Here is a 14,908-nt window from a genome sequence, read left to right as displayed (position 1 = left end):
CGGGACGATGACCTGAGGCCGACGGCCGCGAGGCCGCCGACGAGTGCCGGGGCGTGCGCTGGCGCTGCGGGCTGTCGTACCGCTGGGCCGCGGCCGTGCCCTGTGGGAGGGGGCCGTGTCCACACGGTTCCCGCAGCCGACACCGGGCAGCGTTCCCGAACGGTCGTCCCCCGCCGGGGCCGGTGCGGTCTCCTCTGGGGCGGTCAGTATGGGGGCTCGGCGGCTGCGCCGCGCGGCCGACGGCTGGCGACCGCCGGCTGGTGGCTGGCGTGCTCCTGCGCGGCTTCCCGGTGGTAGCGGCGCGCCGCCGCGGGTACCGGCGAGCGTTCACCAACGGTGCCCCGGGACCGGTGCAGTTCCCGCCGGGTCAGCCAGCGCGGGGGATCGGCCAGGCTCGGTGGCTGCCCGCGCAAAGCGCGGGCTGGTGGCTGGCGTGCTCCCGCACGGCTCCCCGGTGGTAGCGGCCTGCCGCCGCGGGTACCGGAGCGCGTTCATGAACGGTGCCCCGGGGCCGATGCGATTTCCGCCGGGTCAGCCAGCGCGGGGGATCGGCCAGGCTCGGTGGCTGCCCGCGCAAAGCGCGGGCTGGTGGCTGGCGTGCTCCCGCACGGCTCCCCGGTGGTAGCGGCGCGCCGCCGCGGGTACCGGCGAGCGTTCACGAACGGTGCCCCGGGACCGGTGCAGTTCCCGCTGGGTCAGCCAGCGCGGGGGATCGGCCAGGCTCGGTGGCTGCCCGCGCAAAGCGCGGGCTGGTGGCTAGCGTGCTGCTGCGGCTTCCCGGCGGTAGCGGCGCGCCGCCGCGGGGACGGGCCAGCGCATCCGCACCGTCGTGCCCTGGGGGCCCGGCGCGATCTCCGCCCGCTCGGACAGCGCCCGGATCAGCGGCAGCCCCCGGCCGTGCAGCGGCCCCGGGTCCGCCGCGGGCGGCTGCCACCGCCCCCGGTCGGCCACGGTCACGTCCACCTCGCTCCCGCGCAGCTCCGCCGACAGCTCCAGCGGGCCGTCGGCCTGGGCGGGGTACGCGTGGGTCACCACGTTGATCATCGCCTCGTACGCGGCCAGCGCCATCGCGTCCGTGGTGTCTTCGGGCAGGTCCACGTCGTTCGCCCACTGGGTGAGGGCCTGTCTCAGAGTCGTCGCGTTGCGCGACCGCGCCGGCACCAGTCGGTGCAGGCGATGATCTCCGGCGTGCATCGAAGTCCCCTCGGCGTGTTCTTCGTCCCGCCGGGATTACCCACCGTGCACGGATTACACACGTGTCGGCCGGATCCGGGTCACCCGGTCGTCAGCTCCGCCCACACCACCTTGCCGTCGGGCGTGGTGCGCGTGCCCCACCGCGCCGCGGCCGCGTCGACCACCCGCAGCCCCTGGTGCTCGATCCCGCCGGTCGCGAGGATGTGCGGCAACGCCCCGGCCCGGTCCGCGACGTCCACCGTCAGCCGCGAACCGTCGTGGAACAGCCGCAGCGTCAACGGCGCCGACGCGTGCCGCGTGGCGTTCGTCACCAGCTCGGACGACACTTTCACCGCGCTCTCGGCCACCTCCGCCAGCCCCCACTCGGCCATCCGCCCGGCGACGAACTCCCGCACCGACCCCAGCGAGACGTCACTGGTCAGCGTCATCGACGCGACCCGCCGGTGCGCGCCCCGGTGATCCACGTACAGCAGGGCGACGTCGTCGTCGTGCCGTCCGCCGGTCAGCCGCTCGATCAGCTCGTCGCACGCGGCGCCCAGATCACCCTCGGCGGGCAGCGCCTCCAGCTCCGCCAGCAGCGCGTCGATGCCCGCGCCCAGCTCCCGCGTCCGGCTCTCCACCAGCCCGTCCGTGTACAGCACGAGCCGCATCCCGGGCGGGAACGGCGCCTGCTCCTGCGGGTACTGCTCGCCGACCCCCAGCGGCATGCCCAGCGCCTCCGCGACCTGCCGCATCGCGCCGTCGGCGCCGATCAGCACCGCGGGCAGGTGCCCGGCGTTGGCGTAGGTCAGGGTGTCGTCGATCGGATCGTGCACCGCGTACAGGCAGGTGACGAACGTCGCGCCGGGCGTGGTCCGCGCCAGCTGCGACACGTTGTGCAGCACGTCGGACGGCGGCAGGTCCAGCAGCGCGTAGGACCGGATCGCGGTCCGCATCTGACCCATCACCGCCGCCGCCGGCACCCCGCGCCCCACGACGTCCCCGATCACGAACGCGGTCCGGCCGCCGGGCAGCCGGATCACGTCGAACCAGTCCCCGCCGACCTCGGCCCCGGCCGCCGCGGGCAGGTACCGCGACACGATCCGCAGGCCCGGGATGTCCGGCACCGCGGGCAGCATGCTGTGCGCCAGCTCGGTCGCCATCGACCGGTGCCGCGCGAACATCCGCGCGTTGTCCAGCGCGATCGCCGTGTACCCGGCGATCCCCGCGGCCACCTGCTCGTGCCGCTCGGTGAACCGCCCCGGCTCGGGGTGGCCGAAGAAGAACCCGCCGAGCACCTCGCGCGTCGTCGGTGTGATCACCGGGACCGCCAGGTAGCTGCGCACCGGCAGGTGCCCCTCCGGCATCCCGTGGTGCGGCGCGTTGTGCCCGTACCGCGGGTCCCGGGTGATGTCGTCGCTGCGGACGATCCCGGTGCCGTTGAACGTCGGCGCGAACACGCCGGTGTTGCGTGGCATGGGGAAGCCGTCGAAGGTCTCCTTCGGGATGCCGGACAGCGTGTAGAGCGTGTAGGACTCGCCGAACTGGTCGATCAGGTTGTAGAAGAACGCCCCGAACCCCGCGCCGGTCCCGCGCGTGGCGGCGTCGGTCGCGTCCTGCACGAGCGTGTCGATGTCGAGCTGCGCGGTCAGCCGCTGCCCGATCGCCCGCAGCGTTTCCCCGAGCGCGGCCTCGGCCCCGGCCCGGTCGGCCGCGTCCTCCAGCGCCGCGCCCCGCACCCGCGCGGTGTCTTCCAGCAGCTCGGCGTAGTCCCGCAACGCGTCCGCGCGGTCCGCCGCCGGACCGTGCGTCAGCAGCCCGGCGCGGACGCTCACCGCGATCGAGCGGGCCATTGCCGCCGGCAGCCCGGCCGAGGCCGCGAGCACGATCCAGAACGCCCGCCCCGGCGACAGCGGCCCGCCGAACGCCAGCGCGCCGGGCAGCGGGATCACCGGGAAGCGCTCACCGGCGGGGCGCGCCGCGATCGCCGCGGCCAGCTCGCCGCCGGTCCGCGCGTCCCCGGCCGCCGCGACGAGAACCGGCGGACCGTCTTCGTCCACTGTGTACAGCTCGGCCGCGGCGGTGAACCCGTCCCGCAACCGCCGGACCACCGCCCGCGCGGCGGCGGTGAAATCCGGTGCGTCCCCGGCTTCGGTGCGCAGCACCGCGGCCACCCGGACGGTGTCCGACAGGCCGAAGGACGCGGGACCGCCCGGCCCCGCGTCCTCGTCGTCGGCTCGCCGCCCGGTCATCGGCCGTCCCCTTCCCGTCGGCGGGTGCCAGCCTAACCCCGCGCGGACGACCGTGACACGGTTCGCGCACGATTTCCCGTGCTCAGTTCACGCAGGAATCCGGCGCCGACGTGCCCGAGCCCGGCAGGTTCGCCACGAACGTGCGAACCTCGTCCGGCGCGAGATCGATCGCCGCGCCCGCCTCCGGCGAGCCGAGGTCCGTACCGGCGATCGGCACGGTCCCCATCCGCAGGTTGGCCGGGTTGATGTCCCGCAGCAGCGCGGCGAAGCCGAACAGGTCCCAGCCGGGGTCGATCAGCGTGTAGCGGTGCGCCGTCTCGATCAGCGTGGCCACGAACTCGGCATTGCCCAGGACGCCCGGGGTCATCATCCGCTCCGCGGCCGAGCGCAGGTAGGCCTGGAGCCGGACCACGCGGTCGAGGTCGCCGTTGGGCAGCCCGGCCCGCTGCCGGAGGAAGTCCAGTGCCCTCGAGTAGTCCAAGACCTGCTCGCCGGCGGGGAACGACACGCCGGTTCGCGGGTCGTGGGTGGCCGCGCGCAGGCACACGGGAACGCCCTGCAGCGCGGAGGCGAGCTGACCGAATCCGGGCATGCCGACCAGGGCGTAGTGGTCGATGCGGGTGCCGGTGAGCTGCTGCACGGCCTCGACGAGCGTGCGCGCCCCCGCTTCGGCCGCGGCGGCCCCGTTCCGGCCCTGCCGCTCGGCGGCGTCCTTGCCGCGGGTGTAGGCGCTGCTCAGCTTGCCCCGGCCGAAACCGGGGATGTCGACGAGCGAGTCGCGGGGGATCGAGGCGAGCGCGGCCGTGCCGTCCCGCCGGAACTGGCCGAGCACGACCGAATCGGCGATGCCGTAATCGTCCAGGCCGGCCAGCAGGACGTTCTGGTCGGCGGCCGGCGGTGTGCCGACGACGGGTTCGGCGCGTTGCAGCATCCGCGGCACTAGGATCGCGGCGACCGCCACCGCGACGACCGCCGCGGCGGCCACGACGAGCATCGGCGTCCGGTTGCGACGCGGCTCGGCGTGCGCCAGCCCGGCGAGCACGGCGCGCGGGTCCGGACGGCGGGCGGCCTCGGCGTGCAGCGCCGCGCGGATCAGCTGTTCGGTGGGGTCGGGGGTCATGACAGCGCCTCCGTCACGGGCAGGCCCCGGCGCCGGCCGCCTTCGGCGGCGCGCAGCGTGCTCAGGGCGCGGGAGATGTGGCTGCGGACGGTGCCTGCCGAGCAGCCGAGGGCCTCGGCGATCTCGGCGTCGGTGCAGTCCTCGTAGAAGCGGAGCACGATCGCGGCGCGCTGCTTGCGGGGCAGCGCGGCGATGCGGGCGCGCATGGCGTCCCGTTCGGCGAAGTGCTCGGCGGGGTCGGCGGTGGGCGTGCCGAGGGCGTCGAGCGTGCTGTGCGCGGCGGTGACGTTGCGGGAGGCCTTCAGCCGCCGCCACGACAGGTACTCGTTGGTGATCATCTTGCGCACGTAGCTCTCGGGCGCCCGTAGCCCGGCGATGCGGGACCAGCGGTGCTGGACGCGCAGCAGGGTCTCCTGCACGACGTCCTGCGCGAGGTGGGGATCGCAGGTCAGGGCCGTGGCGTAGCGGAGGAGGCGGTCGAGGCGCTGTGCCACGAAATCGTCGAAGCGGTCCCGCACCGGTGGTCCTTTCGTCGGATGACGGACCTTCAACGCGACGGGACCGCCCGGTTGTTGACTCCGGTCGGAAAAATTCTCGCAGGTCGTTACGGTCGTGCCATGACCGTCCTCGCGCACCTGTCCGACCTGCACCTCGACGGCGGCCCGCGGAACGCCGATCGCGCCGCGCGGGTGGTGCGGCACCTGCGGGACCTGCGGGTGCCGGTGGACGCGGTGCTGGTGACCGGCGACCTCGCCGACCACGGCGACCCGGCCGAGTACGCCGAGGTCGCGGAGCTGCTGGAGAGCCTGCCGTACCCGGTGTTCCACTGCCCCGGCAACCACGACGACCGGGCCGCCTACCGGTCGGTGCTGCTCGGCGAGGCGCCGTCGGACGCGCCGGTCAACCAGGCCGGGGAGGCGGCCGGGGCGGTGTTCGCGCTGTGCGACACGAGCGTCCCGGGCCGCGGATCGGGCCTGATGGGCGAGGAGACGATCGCGTGGCTGGACGAGGTGCTGACGGAGGCGGCGGGGCGGCCGGCGTTCGTGGCGTTCCACCATCCCCCGGCGGTGCTGCACCACCCGCTGCTGGACGAGATCCGGCAGCACGAGGCGGCGCGGCTGGCGGAGGTGGTCGCGCGGCACCCGGACGTGGTGGGGCTGTTCTGCGGGCACGCGCACACGCCCGCGGTGACGACCTTCGCCGGGCGGCCGCTGGTGGTGGCGCCCGGGGTGGTGTCTTCGCTGACGCTGCCGTGGGAGACGGGCGGGGAGGCGGGCTGGGCCGAGGGCGGACCGCTCGACTACGACCGGCCGCCCGCGCTGGCCTTCCACGTGACCGACGACCAGCATCGCCTGACGACGCACTTCCGGCTCTGCCCGTAGCGGCTGGGGGCTGACACGCCGCGCGGTGGCCGGCACGATCGCGGGGGTGGCGGAGACGCCGCTGGAAGGGGCGAGCGCGCCGCCCGGCGTGGCGAGTACTGCGGCGGAGTGGCTGACGCGCGGCTGGGGCGGAACATTCGCCACCAGGGCGGCGAACGCGCCGCCGGGGTGGCGAACGCGCCGCTGGGGTGGCGAACGCGCCGCTGGGGTGGCGAATGCGCTGCTGGGGTGGCGAATGCGCTGCTGGGGTGGCGAATGCGCTGCTGGGGTGGCGAACGCGCCGCTGGGGTGGCGAATGCGCCGCTGGGGTGGCGAATGCGCCGCTGGGGTGGCGAACGCGCCGCTGGGGTGGCGAATGCGCCGCTGGGGTGGCGAATGCGCTGCTGGGGTGGCGAACGCGCCGCTGGGGTGGCGAACGCGCCGCTGGGGTGGCGAACGCGCCGCTGGGGTGGCGAATGCGCCGCTGGGGTGGCGATGCGCTGCTGGGGCGTGGTACTCGCGGAGTGGCTGACGCGCTGCCGGGGGCAGCGAATGCGCCGCCAGAGCGGCGGATGCGCTGCCCCGACCCGGCGAAAATCCGCCGCGTGGCTGACGCGCCGCCGGCCAGCGCCGCTGCCGGAGGGGCTGGCGGTGGCGGGCGTGACCGACACGCCGCGGGGAGCGGCCATCCCACCGTCCGTCGCGTGCCCGCCCTGCGGCGCGCGGGCGCGCGCAGCGCGCTCGGCGGCCGGGGCGCCGTCTTGCCGTTCGTCACGTCGCGCCGACCGGCGCGGCGTGCTCGCCGCCGTCAGTCCGTCAGCTCCAGGAACTCCCAGTGCGCCTCCGGCGCCAGGCCGGCCAGCAGGCGGCCGCAGTTCTGCAGCACCACCGGCCCCGACGTGATGTGCTGCGTCCCCGCGTGGAGGTCCCGGAAGAACCGCTGCAGGTCGCCCCGCCGGAGTGCCGCCGTGGCCGCCCACTTGTAGACCGTCTGGCCCGCCGCGTGCACCGACCACGTCGTGTGGTTCAGCATCAGCCGGGTCAGCGTCTCCTGCTCCGTGGTCAGCAGCGAGCCACCGTCCAGGGTCGCCTCGTTGGCCTCCCACACCTCCATCGCCCACGCCCGCGCCGCGCGCACCGCCGCCTCCGCCTGCGCGTACTCCGCGTGGAACTGCCCGGTGTCCACCGACGCGCCCGGCGTCCCGGACTTCCGCACGGCGAGCGCCCGCATCTCGTCGAGCATCCGGCGCCCCACCCCGAGCGCCCACCCCGTGTGGCACACGCCGGCCATGTTCGCCAGCCCCATCCGGTAGATCGCGCCGCCGTGGCGGGGTGCCATCGTGGTGATCTCGTACACGTGCGTCGAGGGCACGAACACGTCCTCGCACACGTAGTCGATGCTGCTGGTCGCCTTCAGCCCCATCACGTCCCAGTTGCCGGCGAGCGTGGCCTGCTCCTTGGGGAACGTGAAGATCAGCGCCTGCCCGGTCTCCTCGCACAGCGCCGCCGTGTGGATGTGCGTGGCCATCGAGATCCCGGACGCGAAGCTCCACCGCCCGTTGATCACGTACCCGCCGTCGGCCCGCACCGCCTTGCCCAGCCGCGTGCCCTGCCCCGCCATCAGCGCGTACCGGTTGCCGCGCACGTCCGGGAACAACTCCGCCGCGGCCTCCTCGCCGAGGTAGGCGGCCGTGGTGCCGGTGACCATCTGCAACGCCATGAACGACCACCCGGCCGACGCGTCCGAGTAGGCGATCTTCGCGATCGTCCCGATGACCTGCCGCGGCGAGAACTCGTACCCGCCCAGGTCCCGCGGGATCCCGATCTTCAGCGCGCCCGTCTCGTGCAGCACCTGCGCGACCTCGTCGGTGAGCCGCCCCAGTTCCTCGCCCTTCTCGGCGTTCGCGGCGAGCACCGGCGCGGCCTCGTCCAGGCGCGCCATCAACCCGTCGAACTCGTCGCTGACGTGCAGGCTCATGCGTCCGTCCCCTCCAGTCCGCGGATCCAGTCGATGACCGGCCGCACCGTCTCGTCCGAGTTGGCTTCGAAGATCAGCCCGTGCCCGTTGCCCTTGACGCCGTGGTCGGGCAGGTGCAGCCGCACCGCATCGGCGCCCGCGCCGCGCAGGAAATCCACCACCTGTGGCGCGAAATCCGCGAACGCCGACGCGCCGCCGGTCACGACCACGACCGGTTTACCGTCCAGCGCCGGGATCCGCATCCCGGCGCGCACCTCGGCCGCCGCGGTGACCGGCGGCGCGTAGGTGATCGGCGCCGCGGTCAGCCCCCAGTCCAGCGACCCCATCCCGGGAATCGAGGCGAACGCCGGCCCGGCCGGTTCGACCGCCACGATCGCCACCACCAGATCCGGCCGCGCGTCCGCCGCGAGCCACCCCACCGGGCCGCCCGCGGAGTGGGTCACCAGCACCGCGGGGCCGGTGACGTCCAGCAACCGGCCCAGCCGGTCGGCGTCCATCCGCTGCGACTCCGCGAGATCCGCCGGCAGCGGGCCCATCGGGCACAGCAGCTGGTCGACCTCCGCCTCGCCGTAGGTCCACTGGACCTGCTCGCCGCGCCGGTCCGCGGGCAGGAACAACGCCCGCGCCGCCTCGTACGGGAACGGCGCGCCCATCGGCGCCACGACGTCCGGGTGGTACGGCGAACGCCCGTGCCCGCACCGGTCCACCACGTACACCGCGAACCCGGCCTCGACGAACCGCGTCGCCCAGCCCGGCCGCCCGTCCGGGGTGCCGGTCCAGTCGGTGCCCTGACCGCCGCCGCCGTGCACCAGCACCAGCGGGAACGGCCGGGACACCTCCGGCGGCGCCTCCCACTGCACGAACATCGGCGCCCGCTGCACGGTCCCGCCGCTCGTGTTCACCCGTTCGCCCGGAACCCAGAACTGCCCCCGCCGCACGGTGACCTCGTGGCCACCCGTCACGTGTGGTGCCGCCATCTCAGATCTCGATCGGTTCGAGCCGGGCCAAGATCTCCTCGCGGCGGTGCTCGAACTGCTCCGGCAGCTGGAAGCGCGTGCCGAGTTCCCGCGGCGACTCGTCGCACGTCCAGCCGCCTTCCGGATGCGTCACCGCCAGCTCGAACAACGCGCCGCCCGGGGTGCGGACGTAGACGCTCTTGAAGTACTTGCGGTCCTTCAGCTCGGAGATGTCGGTGTAGCCGCGGCCCTCGATGTCGAACTTGACCTCGTCCTGGTTGCGCAGGTTGCCCACGTTCCAGGCGAAGTGGTGGTAGGTGCCCGCGCCGTAGCCCCAGGTGCCCTGCTCGTCGGTGCGGTTCACGACCAGCTCGAGGTGGTTGCCGTGCTTGGCGTCGCCGATCCGCAGCGCGGCCCGGTCGCCCTCCTCGGCGAGACGGCCCTGGGCGAAGAACGACTCCTGGGCGAACTCCACCATGCGGTCCGGCGTCGCGACGTGGACGCCGACGCCGTGGATGCCGTGGATCGCGCACTCCGGCGGCACGCCGTACCCCGCGTGCCCGACCCGGTCGTCGCCGGTGTTGCCCACGAAGAAGTACTCGATGCCCGACGGGTGCCGGAACGCCAGCCGCCGCTGCCCGAACACCTCGACGTCGCTCACCTCGACGTCGTGCTCGGTCAGGCGCCGGTGCCAGTAGTCCAGCGAGTCGTGCGGCACCGACAGCAGCACCTCGCGCGCCTGGTTCGTGCCGCGTTTGCCGCGGAAACCGGCCTGCGCCCAGGGGAACGTGGTGACGACGCTGGAGGGATCACCGGCCGCGTTGGCGTAGTACAGGTGGTAGATCGGCAGCGAGCCGTCGAACAGGACCGTGCGCTTGATCAGGCGCATGCCCAGCACCTTGACGTGGAAGTCCACGTCCTCCTGCGCGCCCGCGACGGACAGCGTGACGTGGTGGGAACCTTCGACGAACGCCATGAAAACGCCTCCACACTGAGGTTTTCCGCGGTGGTCTCCGCACGGTAGATTCGGCGGACGGCGCCCGTCGTGAGCGATGAGCGCACGCCGCTGTCGAATGCGCGCACAACCGGTGGGGATGACGATGACGTCACTCGCGGACGTGGTGGCCGTGGCGCCCGCGGCCTCCGGGCCGAAGGTCGAGTTCGGCTCGTGGACGCACGCCGTGCAGCGCAGCGTGCTGCGGTTCCGCTTCGACTGCGAGCGGCCGCGCGCGTTCGCCGGGATCGTCAGCAACCGCCCGCTCGCCGACGTCAACTTCGTCGACATGGAGAGCGGACGGCACGCCGCCTACCGCGACGCGGCCACGATCTCCCCGGACGAGCCGGACTTCTACGTGATGACCCTGCAGCTGTCCGGGAAGCTGTGGCTGGCGCAGGACGGGCGCGTCACGGTCCTGGAACCGGGCCACTTCGCCCTCTACGACTCGGCGCGACCGGCGACGATCGTCTCCAGCGACGACTACCGCTCCACGTGCATCCGGTTCCCCAAGCGGTACCTGCCCGCGCCGCCGCCCGGGATCACCGCGACCGCCTTCGAGTGTGAACCCGGGCTGCCGTCCACCGTGTGGGGCATGCTGCTCAGCCTCAACCGGAACGTGGCATCACTGGGCCCGCACGGCCCCCGCGCGGTGCGCACGGTGATGGACCTGGTGACGGTGATGCTGCACGGCACGCGCACGCTGCCCGGCCGTCGCGAGGTGTTGCTGGCGCACGTGCGCGAGTGGATCGAGGAGCACCTGGGGGATCCGGACCTGGGCCCGGCCGCGGTCGCCGCCGCGCACTACATCTCGCCCCGGCACCTGCACAACCTGTTCGCGGGAACCGGTTCCACGGTCTCGTCGTGGATCCGCGCCCGGCGCGTCGAGGGCTGCCGGCGCGACCTGGCCGACCCGCGGCTGGCCACGGTGCCGGTCGCCGCGATCGCCGCGCGCTGGGGGTTCCGCGGCGCGTCCCACTTCGGCCAGGTCTTCAAGCGCGCGACGGGCCGCACCCCCGTCGAGTTCCGCGCGGAATCCCTGGCGGATCTGCGTTAGCGCGCTGGTGCCCGGGGCACCAGCCGGACCGCGTCGTGCTGTGGCGTCCGCGCGGTGGCACGACTTTTCCGTGCAGCTCGCCGCCGGCGGTCCAGTGCAGGAACTCCTCTTCCCACGGCCGGTCGAGCAGGTTGCGGCGCTCGGCGAGCTCGGCCTGCGTGGCGGCGAACTCACGGAGCCCGGTGAGGATTCGGCTCAGCATCCGCATGCCTGGAGCGTGCTCCGGTAGGCCCGCCGGCACGAGTGGCAGAACCGCAGAGGTTCGCCAAGATCCTGCCAGCGACTTCTTCCGCCGGGCGAACCCGAGGGTGACTTCCGCCGCGTCAGCGGGCATGATCGCGACGTATCCGTAGTGGGAGGCCAGTTTGAGCATCGTCGGCACCAGGGTGGTCCGGATCGAGGACCAGCAGCTGATCACGCAGGGCGGGACCTACGTCGAGGATCTGCGGGTGGAGGCGCTGACGGGCGCGGTGCACGCGGTGTTCGTGCGCAGCCCGATCGCGCACGCGCGCATCACCTCGATCGACACCTCGGCCGCGCTGGAGGCGCCCGGGGTCGTCGCGGTCTACACGGCCGCGGACCTCGATCTCGCCCCGCACAAGGCCGGGCCGGTCGTGGAACCGTGGCTCGCCGACGGCGTGGTCCGCTACGTCGGGGAGCCCGTCGCGCTCGTGCTGACCGAGGAGCGCTACCAGCTCGCCGACGCCGCCGAACTGGTGGACGTCGACTACGACCCGCTCGACGTGGTGGCGAGCATCGACAGCGCGCTGAGCGACGAGACCGTGCTGTTTCCGGACCAGGGCACGAACCTGCTGCAGACCACCGGCGGCGAGTTCGACGACAAGGCGTTCGACGACTGCGAGGTCGTGGTCACGGAGACGATCCTCAACCAGCGCGTCGCCCCGGCGCCGCTGGAGGTGCGCGGCGCGGCCTGCGCGTGGGGCGAGGACGGCCGGCTGACGCTGTGGCTGTCCACCCAGAACGCGCAGATCTCCCGGTCCGTGGTGGCGAAGGGGCTCGGGGTCGAGTCCGCCGACGTCCGCGTCATCACCCCGGACGTCGGCGGCGGCTTCGGCGCGAAGATCGGCACCGATCCGGAGTCGGTGGTGCTGGGCTGGGCGTCCAAGCGGTCCGGCAGGCCGATCCGCTGGGTGGAGACCCGCAGCGAGAACCTGGTCGCGATGACGCACGGCCGCGCGCAGCAGAACACCGTGACCATCGGCGGCCGCCGCGACGGCACCGTGCTCGCGTTCCGGCTGGAGGTGGTGCAGGACGCCGGCGCCTACCCGCGCACGATGTTCCTGCCGACGCTGGCCGAGCTGATGGCCACCGGCGTCTACCACTTCCCGAAGGTGGAGACGAGCAGCAAAGCCGTCGTCACCAACACCACGCCGATCGCCGCGTACCGGGGCGCCGGGCGGCCCGAGGCGGCGGCCGCCATCGAGCGCGCGATGGACCTGTTCGCCGCGGAGATCGGCATGGACCCGGCGCAGGTGCGCCGGGTGAACTTCATCCGCCCGGACGAGTTCCCGTACCAGTCGCCGACCGGCGCGAACTACGACACCGGCGAGTACGCGAAGGTCCTGGACCAGGTGCTGGAGGCCGGCGGGTACGAGCAGCTGCGCGCCGAGCAGGCCCGCCGCCGCGAGGCCGGCGACCCGGTGGTGCTCGGCCTCGGCCTGTCCGCCTACGTCGAGGTGACCGGCAACGACCGGGCCGGCGAGGCGGGCAAGGTGCACATCAACCCGGACGGCACGGTCACCGCGTGGACCGGCGCCTCCCCGCACGGCCAGGGCCTGGACACCACGCTGGCGATGCTGCTGTCCGACCAGCTCGGCGTGTCGATCGAGAAGATCAGCATCCGGCACGGCGACACCGACGAGGTGCCCAGGGCGATCGGCACCTTCGGGTCGCGATCGCTGCAGCTGGGCGGTTCCGCGCTGCGCCAGGCCGCCGACCAGGTCATCGAGCAGGCCCGCGCGCTCGCCGCCGACCGGCTGGAGGCCAGCCCCGACGACATCGAACTCGCCGACGGCGCCTTCCAGGTGCGCGGCGCGCCCGCGAGCGGTTCGGTCACCTGGGCGCAGGTCGCCGAGCAGGCCGACCTGACCGCCGACGTGTGGTTCGGCGACGGCCAGCCGACGTTCCCGTTCGGCGCGCACCTCGCGGTCGTCGAGGTGGACACGCTCACCGGGAAGGTCGAGCTGAGGCGGATCATCGCGTGCGACGACGCCGGCCCGATCGTCAACCCGCTCGCCTTCCAGGGCCAGCGGCACGGCGGGCTCGGCCAGGGCGCCGCCCAGGCGCTGCTGGAGGTCATGAACTACGACGCCGACGGCAACCCGACCACCGCCACCCTGGCCGACTACTCGTTCATCACCGCGACCGAGCTGCCCGACTTCGAGCTGGTCGACTCCGAGACCCCGACGACCCGGAACCTGCTGGGGGTCAAGGGAATCGGCGAGGCGGCGACGATCGGCGCGACGCCCGCGGTGCACAACGCGGTCGTCGACGCGCTGTCCCACCTGGGCGTGCGTCATCTCGACATGCCCACCACCCCGCTGCGGGTCTGGCAGGCTCTCACCGACGCGAGGAAGGCGAACTGAAGTGAAGGTCTCGATCGAGATCAACGGCACGACGGTCTCCGAGGAGGTCGAGGACCGCACCCTGCTGGTCCACTTCGTGCGGGAGCAGGCCGGGCTGACGGCGACGAACATCGGGTGCGACACCACGTCCTGCGGCGCCTGCACGGTCCTGCTCGACGGCGAGTCCGTGAAGTCGTGCACGGTGCTGGCCGCGCAGGCCGACGGGCACTCGGTCACCACGCTGGAGGGTCTGGGCGGCGAGGGCGGCGACCTGCACCCGGTGCAGCGCGCGTTCCGCGAGGAGCACGGCCTGCAGTGCGGGTTCTGCACCCCGGGGATGATCATGGCGTCGGTGTCGCTGCTGGAGCACAACCCGAAGCCCACGCGCCAGGAGGTGCGCGAGGGCCTGGAGGGGAACCTGTGCCGCTGCACGGGTTACCACAACATCGTCAACGCCGTGATGAACGCGTCCGGGCAGGAGGTCCAGCGGTGATCCCGGTGCAGTTCACCTACCGGCGGGTGTCCTCTGTGGACGAAGCGCTGGCCGCGGTCGCCGAGCACGGGGACGACGCCAAGCTGCTGGCCGGCGGGCAGTCCCTGCTGCCGCTGATGAAACTGCGCTTCGCCGCGCCGGAGGTCGTCATCGACATCGGCCCGCTGGACGAGCTGCGGTACGTGCGCGCCGAGGGCGGCGAGATCGCGGTCGGGGCCATGACGCGCTACCACGACCTGCACCACGACCCGGTGCTGGCCGAGCACGCGCCGCTGCTCGCGCACGTCGCGGGCGAGGTGGGGGACCAGCAGGTCCGCCACCGCGGCACGATCGGCGGTTCGCTGGTGCACGCCGACCCGGCGGCCGACCTGCCCGCGGCGATCCTGGCCGTGGACGGGGTGATGGTGGCGCGCGGCCCGGACGGTGAGCGGCGGATTCCCGCGGCCGAGTTCTTCCAGGGGCCGTTCGAGACGCCGCTCGCGCCGGAGGAGCTGCTGACCGAGGTGCGGATCCCGGTGCAGGACGGCGCCGGCTGGGCGTTCGAGAAGTTCACGCGGCGCTCGATCGACTGGGCGATCGTCGGGGTGGTGGTCGCCGGGGGCGCGGTGTCGCTGATCAACATGGGCGGCACGCCGTTGCGCGCCACGGCGACCGAGGCGGCCTTGGCGGGTGGCGCGTCGGCCGCCGAGGCGGCCGCGCTGGCCGCGGAGGGCACCTCCCCAGCCGACGAGCCCCACGCGACGGCCGAGTACCGGCAGCACCTGGCGCGCGTGCTGACCGAGCGGGCGCTGGTCGCCGCGGGACGCTGAGCCCGGGCGGGCCGGTGCTGCCGGCCCGCCCCCGGGGGCGGGCCGCCCGGTGGCGGTTCGCCCGCTTCACGGGCGGCTGTGCCGCAGGCGGCTCGCCCGGTGGGTGGCGGTTCGTCGCTGCGCCGTCGAA

12 protein-coding genes are annotated in these 14,908 nt (G+C 73.8%); 5 read left to right on the top strand and 7 right to left on the bottom strand.

Annotation, left to right across the window (positions count from 1 at the left end):
* Nucleotides 1–756: 756 nt before the first annotated feature.
* From L1857_RS24485 to L1857_RS24470, 4 genes are all read right to left on the bottom strand, one after another.
* A complete protein-coding gene (locus L1857_RS24485) occupies nt 757–1,194 on the bottom strand; it encodes an ATP-binding protein (RefSeq protein ID WP_116112038.1) in 438 nt (145 codons plus the stop codon).
* A gap of 80 nt (nt 1,195–1,274) precedes the next feature.
* Nucleotides 1,275–3,425, bottom strand: a complete 2,151-nt coding sequence (locus L1857_RS24480) for an ATP-binding SpoIIE family protein phosphatase (RefSeq protein WP_249466403.1) — start codon at nt 3,423–3,425, stop codon at nt 1,275–1,277.
* Nucleotides 3,426–3,507: 82 nt separating this feature from the next.
* Nucleotides 3,508–4,545, bottom strand: a complete 1,038-nt coding sequence (locus tag L1857_RS24475; protein WP_116112033.1) for an LCP family protein — start codon at nt 4,543–4,545, stop codon at nt 3,508–3,510.
* Nucleotides 4,542–5,063, bottom strand: a complete 522-nt coding sequence (locus L1857_RS24470; protein ID WP_094008459.1) for a SigE family RNA polymerase sigma factor — start codon at nt 5,061–5,063, stop codon at nt 4,542–4,544. Before L1857_RS24470 ends, L1857_RS24475 begins: the two co-directional genes overlap by 4 nt.
* 99 nt (nt 5,064–5,162) lie before the next feature.
* On the opposite strand from L1857_RS24470, the gene L1857_RS24465 reads away from it, so the two are divergent.
* Complete coding sequence (locus L1857_RS24465; protein WP_116112027.1) at nt 5,163–5,927, top strand: metallophosphoesterase; 765 nt, start codon at nt 5,163–5,165, stop codon at nt 5,925–5,927.
* A gap of 787 nt (nt 5,928–6,714) precedes the next feature.
* Here L1857_RS24465 and L1857_RS24460 read toward each other — a convergent pair.
* The 3 genes from L1857_RS24460 to L1857_RS24450 are packed head-to-tail and all read right to left on the bottom strand — an operon-like array spanning nt 6,715 to nt 9,816.
* Nucleotides 6,715–7,884: an acyl-CoA dehydrogenase family protein gene (locus L1857_RS24460; RefSeq protein ID WP_116112025.1), complete on the bottom strand. Its 1,170-nt coding sequence runs from the start codon at nt 7,882–7,884 to the stop codon at nt 6,715–6,717.
* Nucleotides 7,881–8,861 carry an alpha/beta fold hydrolase gene (locus tag L1857_RS24455; RefSeq protein ID WP_240323310.1) on the bottom strand — a complete coding sequence of 327 codons (981 nt, stop codon included), beginning with the start codon at nt 8,859–8,861 and terminating at the stop codon, nt 7,881–7,883. Before L1857_RS24455 ends, L1857_RS24460 begins: the two co-directional genes overlap by 4 nt.
* 1 nt (nt 8,862) lies before the next feature.
* Nucleotides 8,863–9,816, bottom strand: coding sequence for a VOC family protein (locus L1857_RS24450; protein WP_116112022.1), 954 nt, complete (start codon nt 9,814–9,816; stop codon nt 8,863–8,865).
* Between the two features lie 118 nt (nt 9,817–9,934).
* Here L1857_RS24450 and L1857_RS24445 point away from each other — a divergent pair, with 118 nt between their 5' ends.
* From L1857_RS24445 to L1857_RS24430, 4 genes are all read left to right on the top strand, one after another.
* A complete protein-coding gene (locus tag L1857_RS24445; protein WP_116112019.1) occupies nt 9,935–10,891 on the top strand; it encodes an AraC-like ligand-binding domain-containing protein in 957 nt (318 codons plus the stop codon).
* Nucleotides 10,892–11,256: 365 nt separating this feature from the next.
* A complete protein-coding gene (locus tag L1857_RS24440) occupies nt 11,257–13,497 on the top strand; it encodes a xanthine dehydrogenase family protein molybdopterin-binding subunit (RefSeq protein ID WP_116112017.1) in 2,241 nt (746 codons plus the stop codon).
* 1 nt (nt 13,498) lies between these two features.
* A complete protein-coding gene (locus L1857_RS24435) occupies nt 13,499–13,969 on the top strand; it encodes a (2Fe-2S)-binding protein (RefSeq protein ID WP_094008465.1) in 471 nt (156 codons plus the stop codon).
* Nucleotides 13,966–14,778, top strand: coding sequence for an FAD binding domain-containing protein (locus L1857_RS24430; RefSeq protein WP_116112015.1), 813 nt, complete (start codon nt 13,966–13,968; stop codon nt 14,776–14,778). Before L1857_RS24435 ends, L1857_RS24430 begins: the two co-directional genes overlap by 4 nt.
* Nucleotides 14,779–14,908 lie beyond the last annotated feature (130 nt).

Origin of the sequence: Amycolatopsis thermalba (assembly GCF_023376025.1) — a bacterium.
Lineage (GTDB): Bacteria > Actinomycetota > Actinomycetes > Mycobacteriales > Pseudonocardiaceae > Amycolatopsis_E > Amycolatopsis_E thermalba.
The sequence above is the reverse complement of the archived record's forward strand: the minus strand, read 5'-3'. Positions and strand labels throughout refer to the sequence as shown.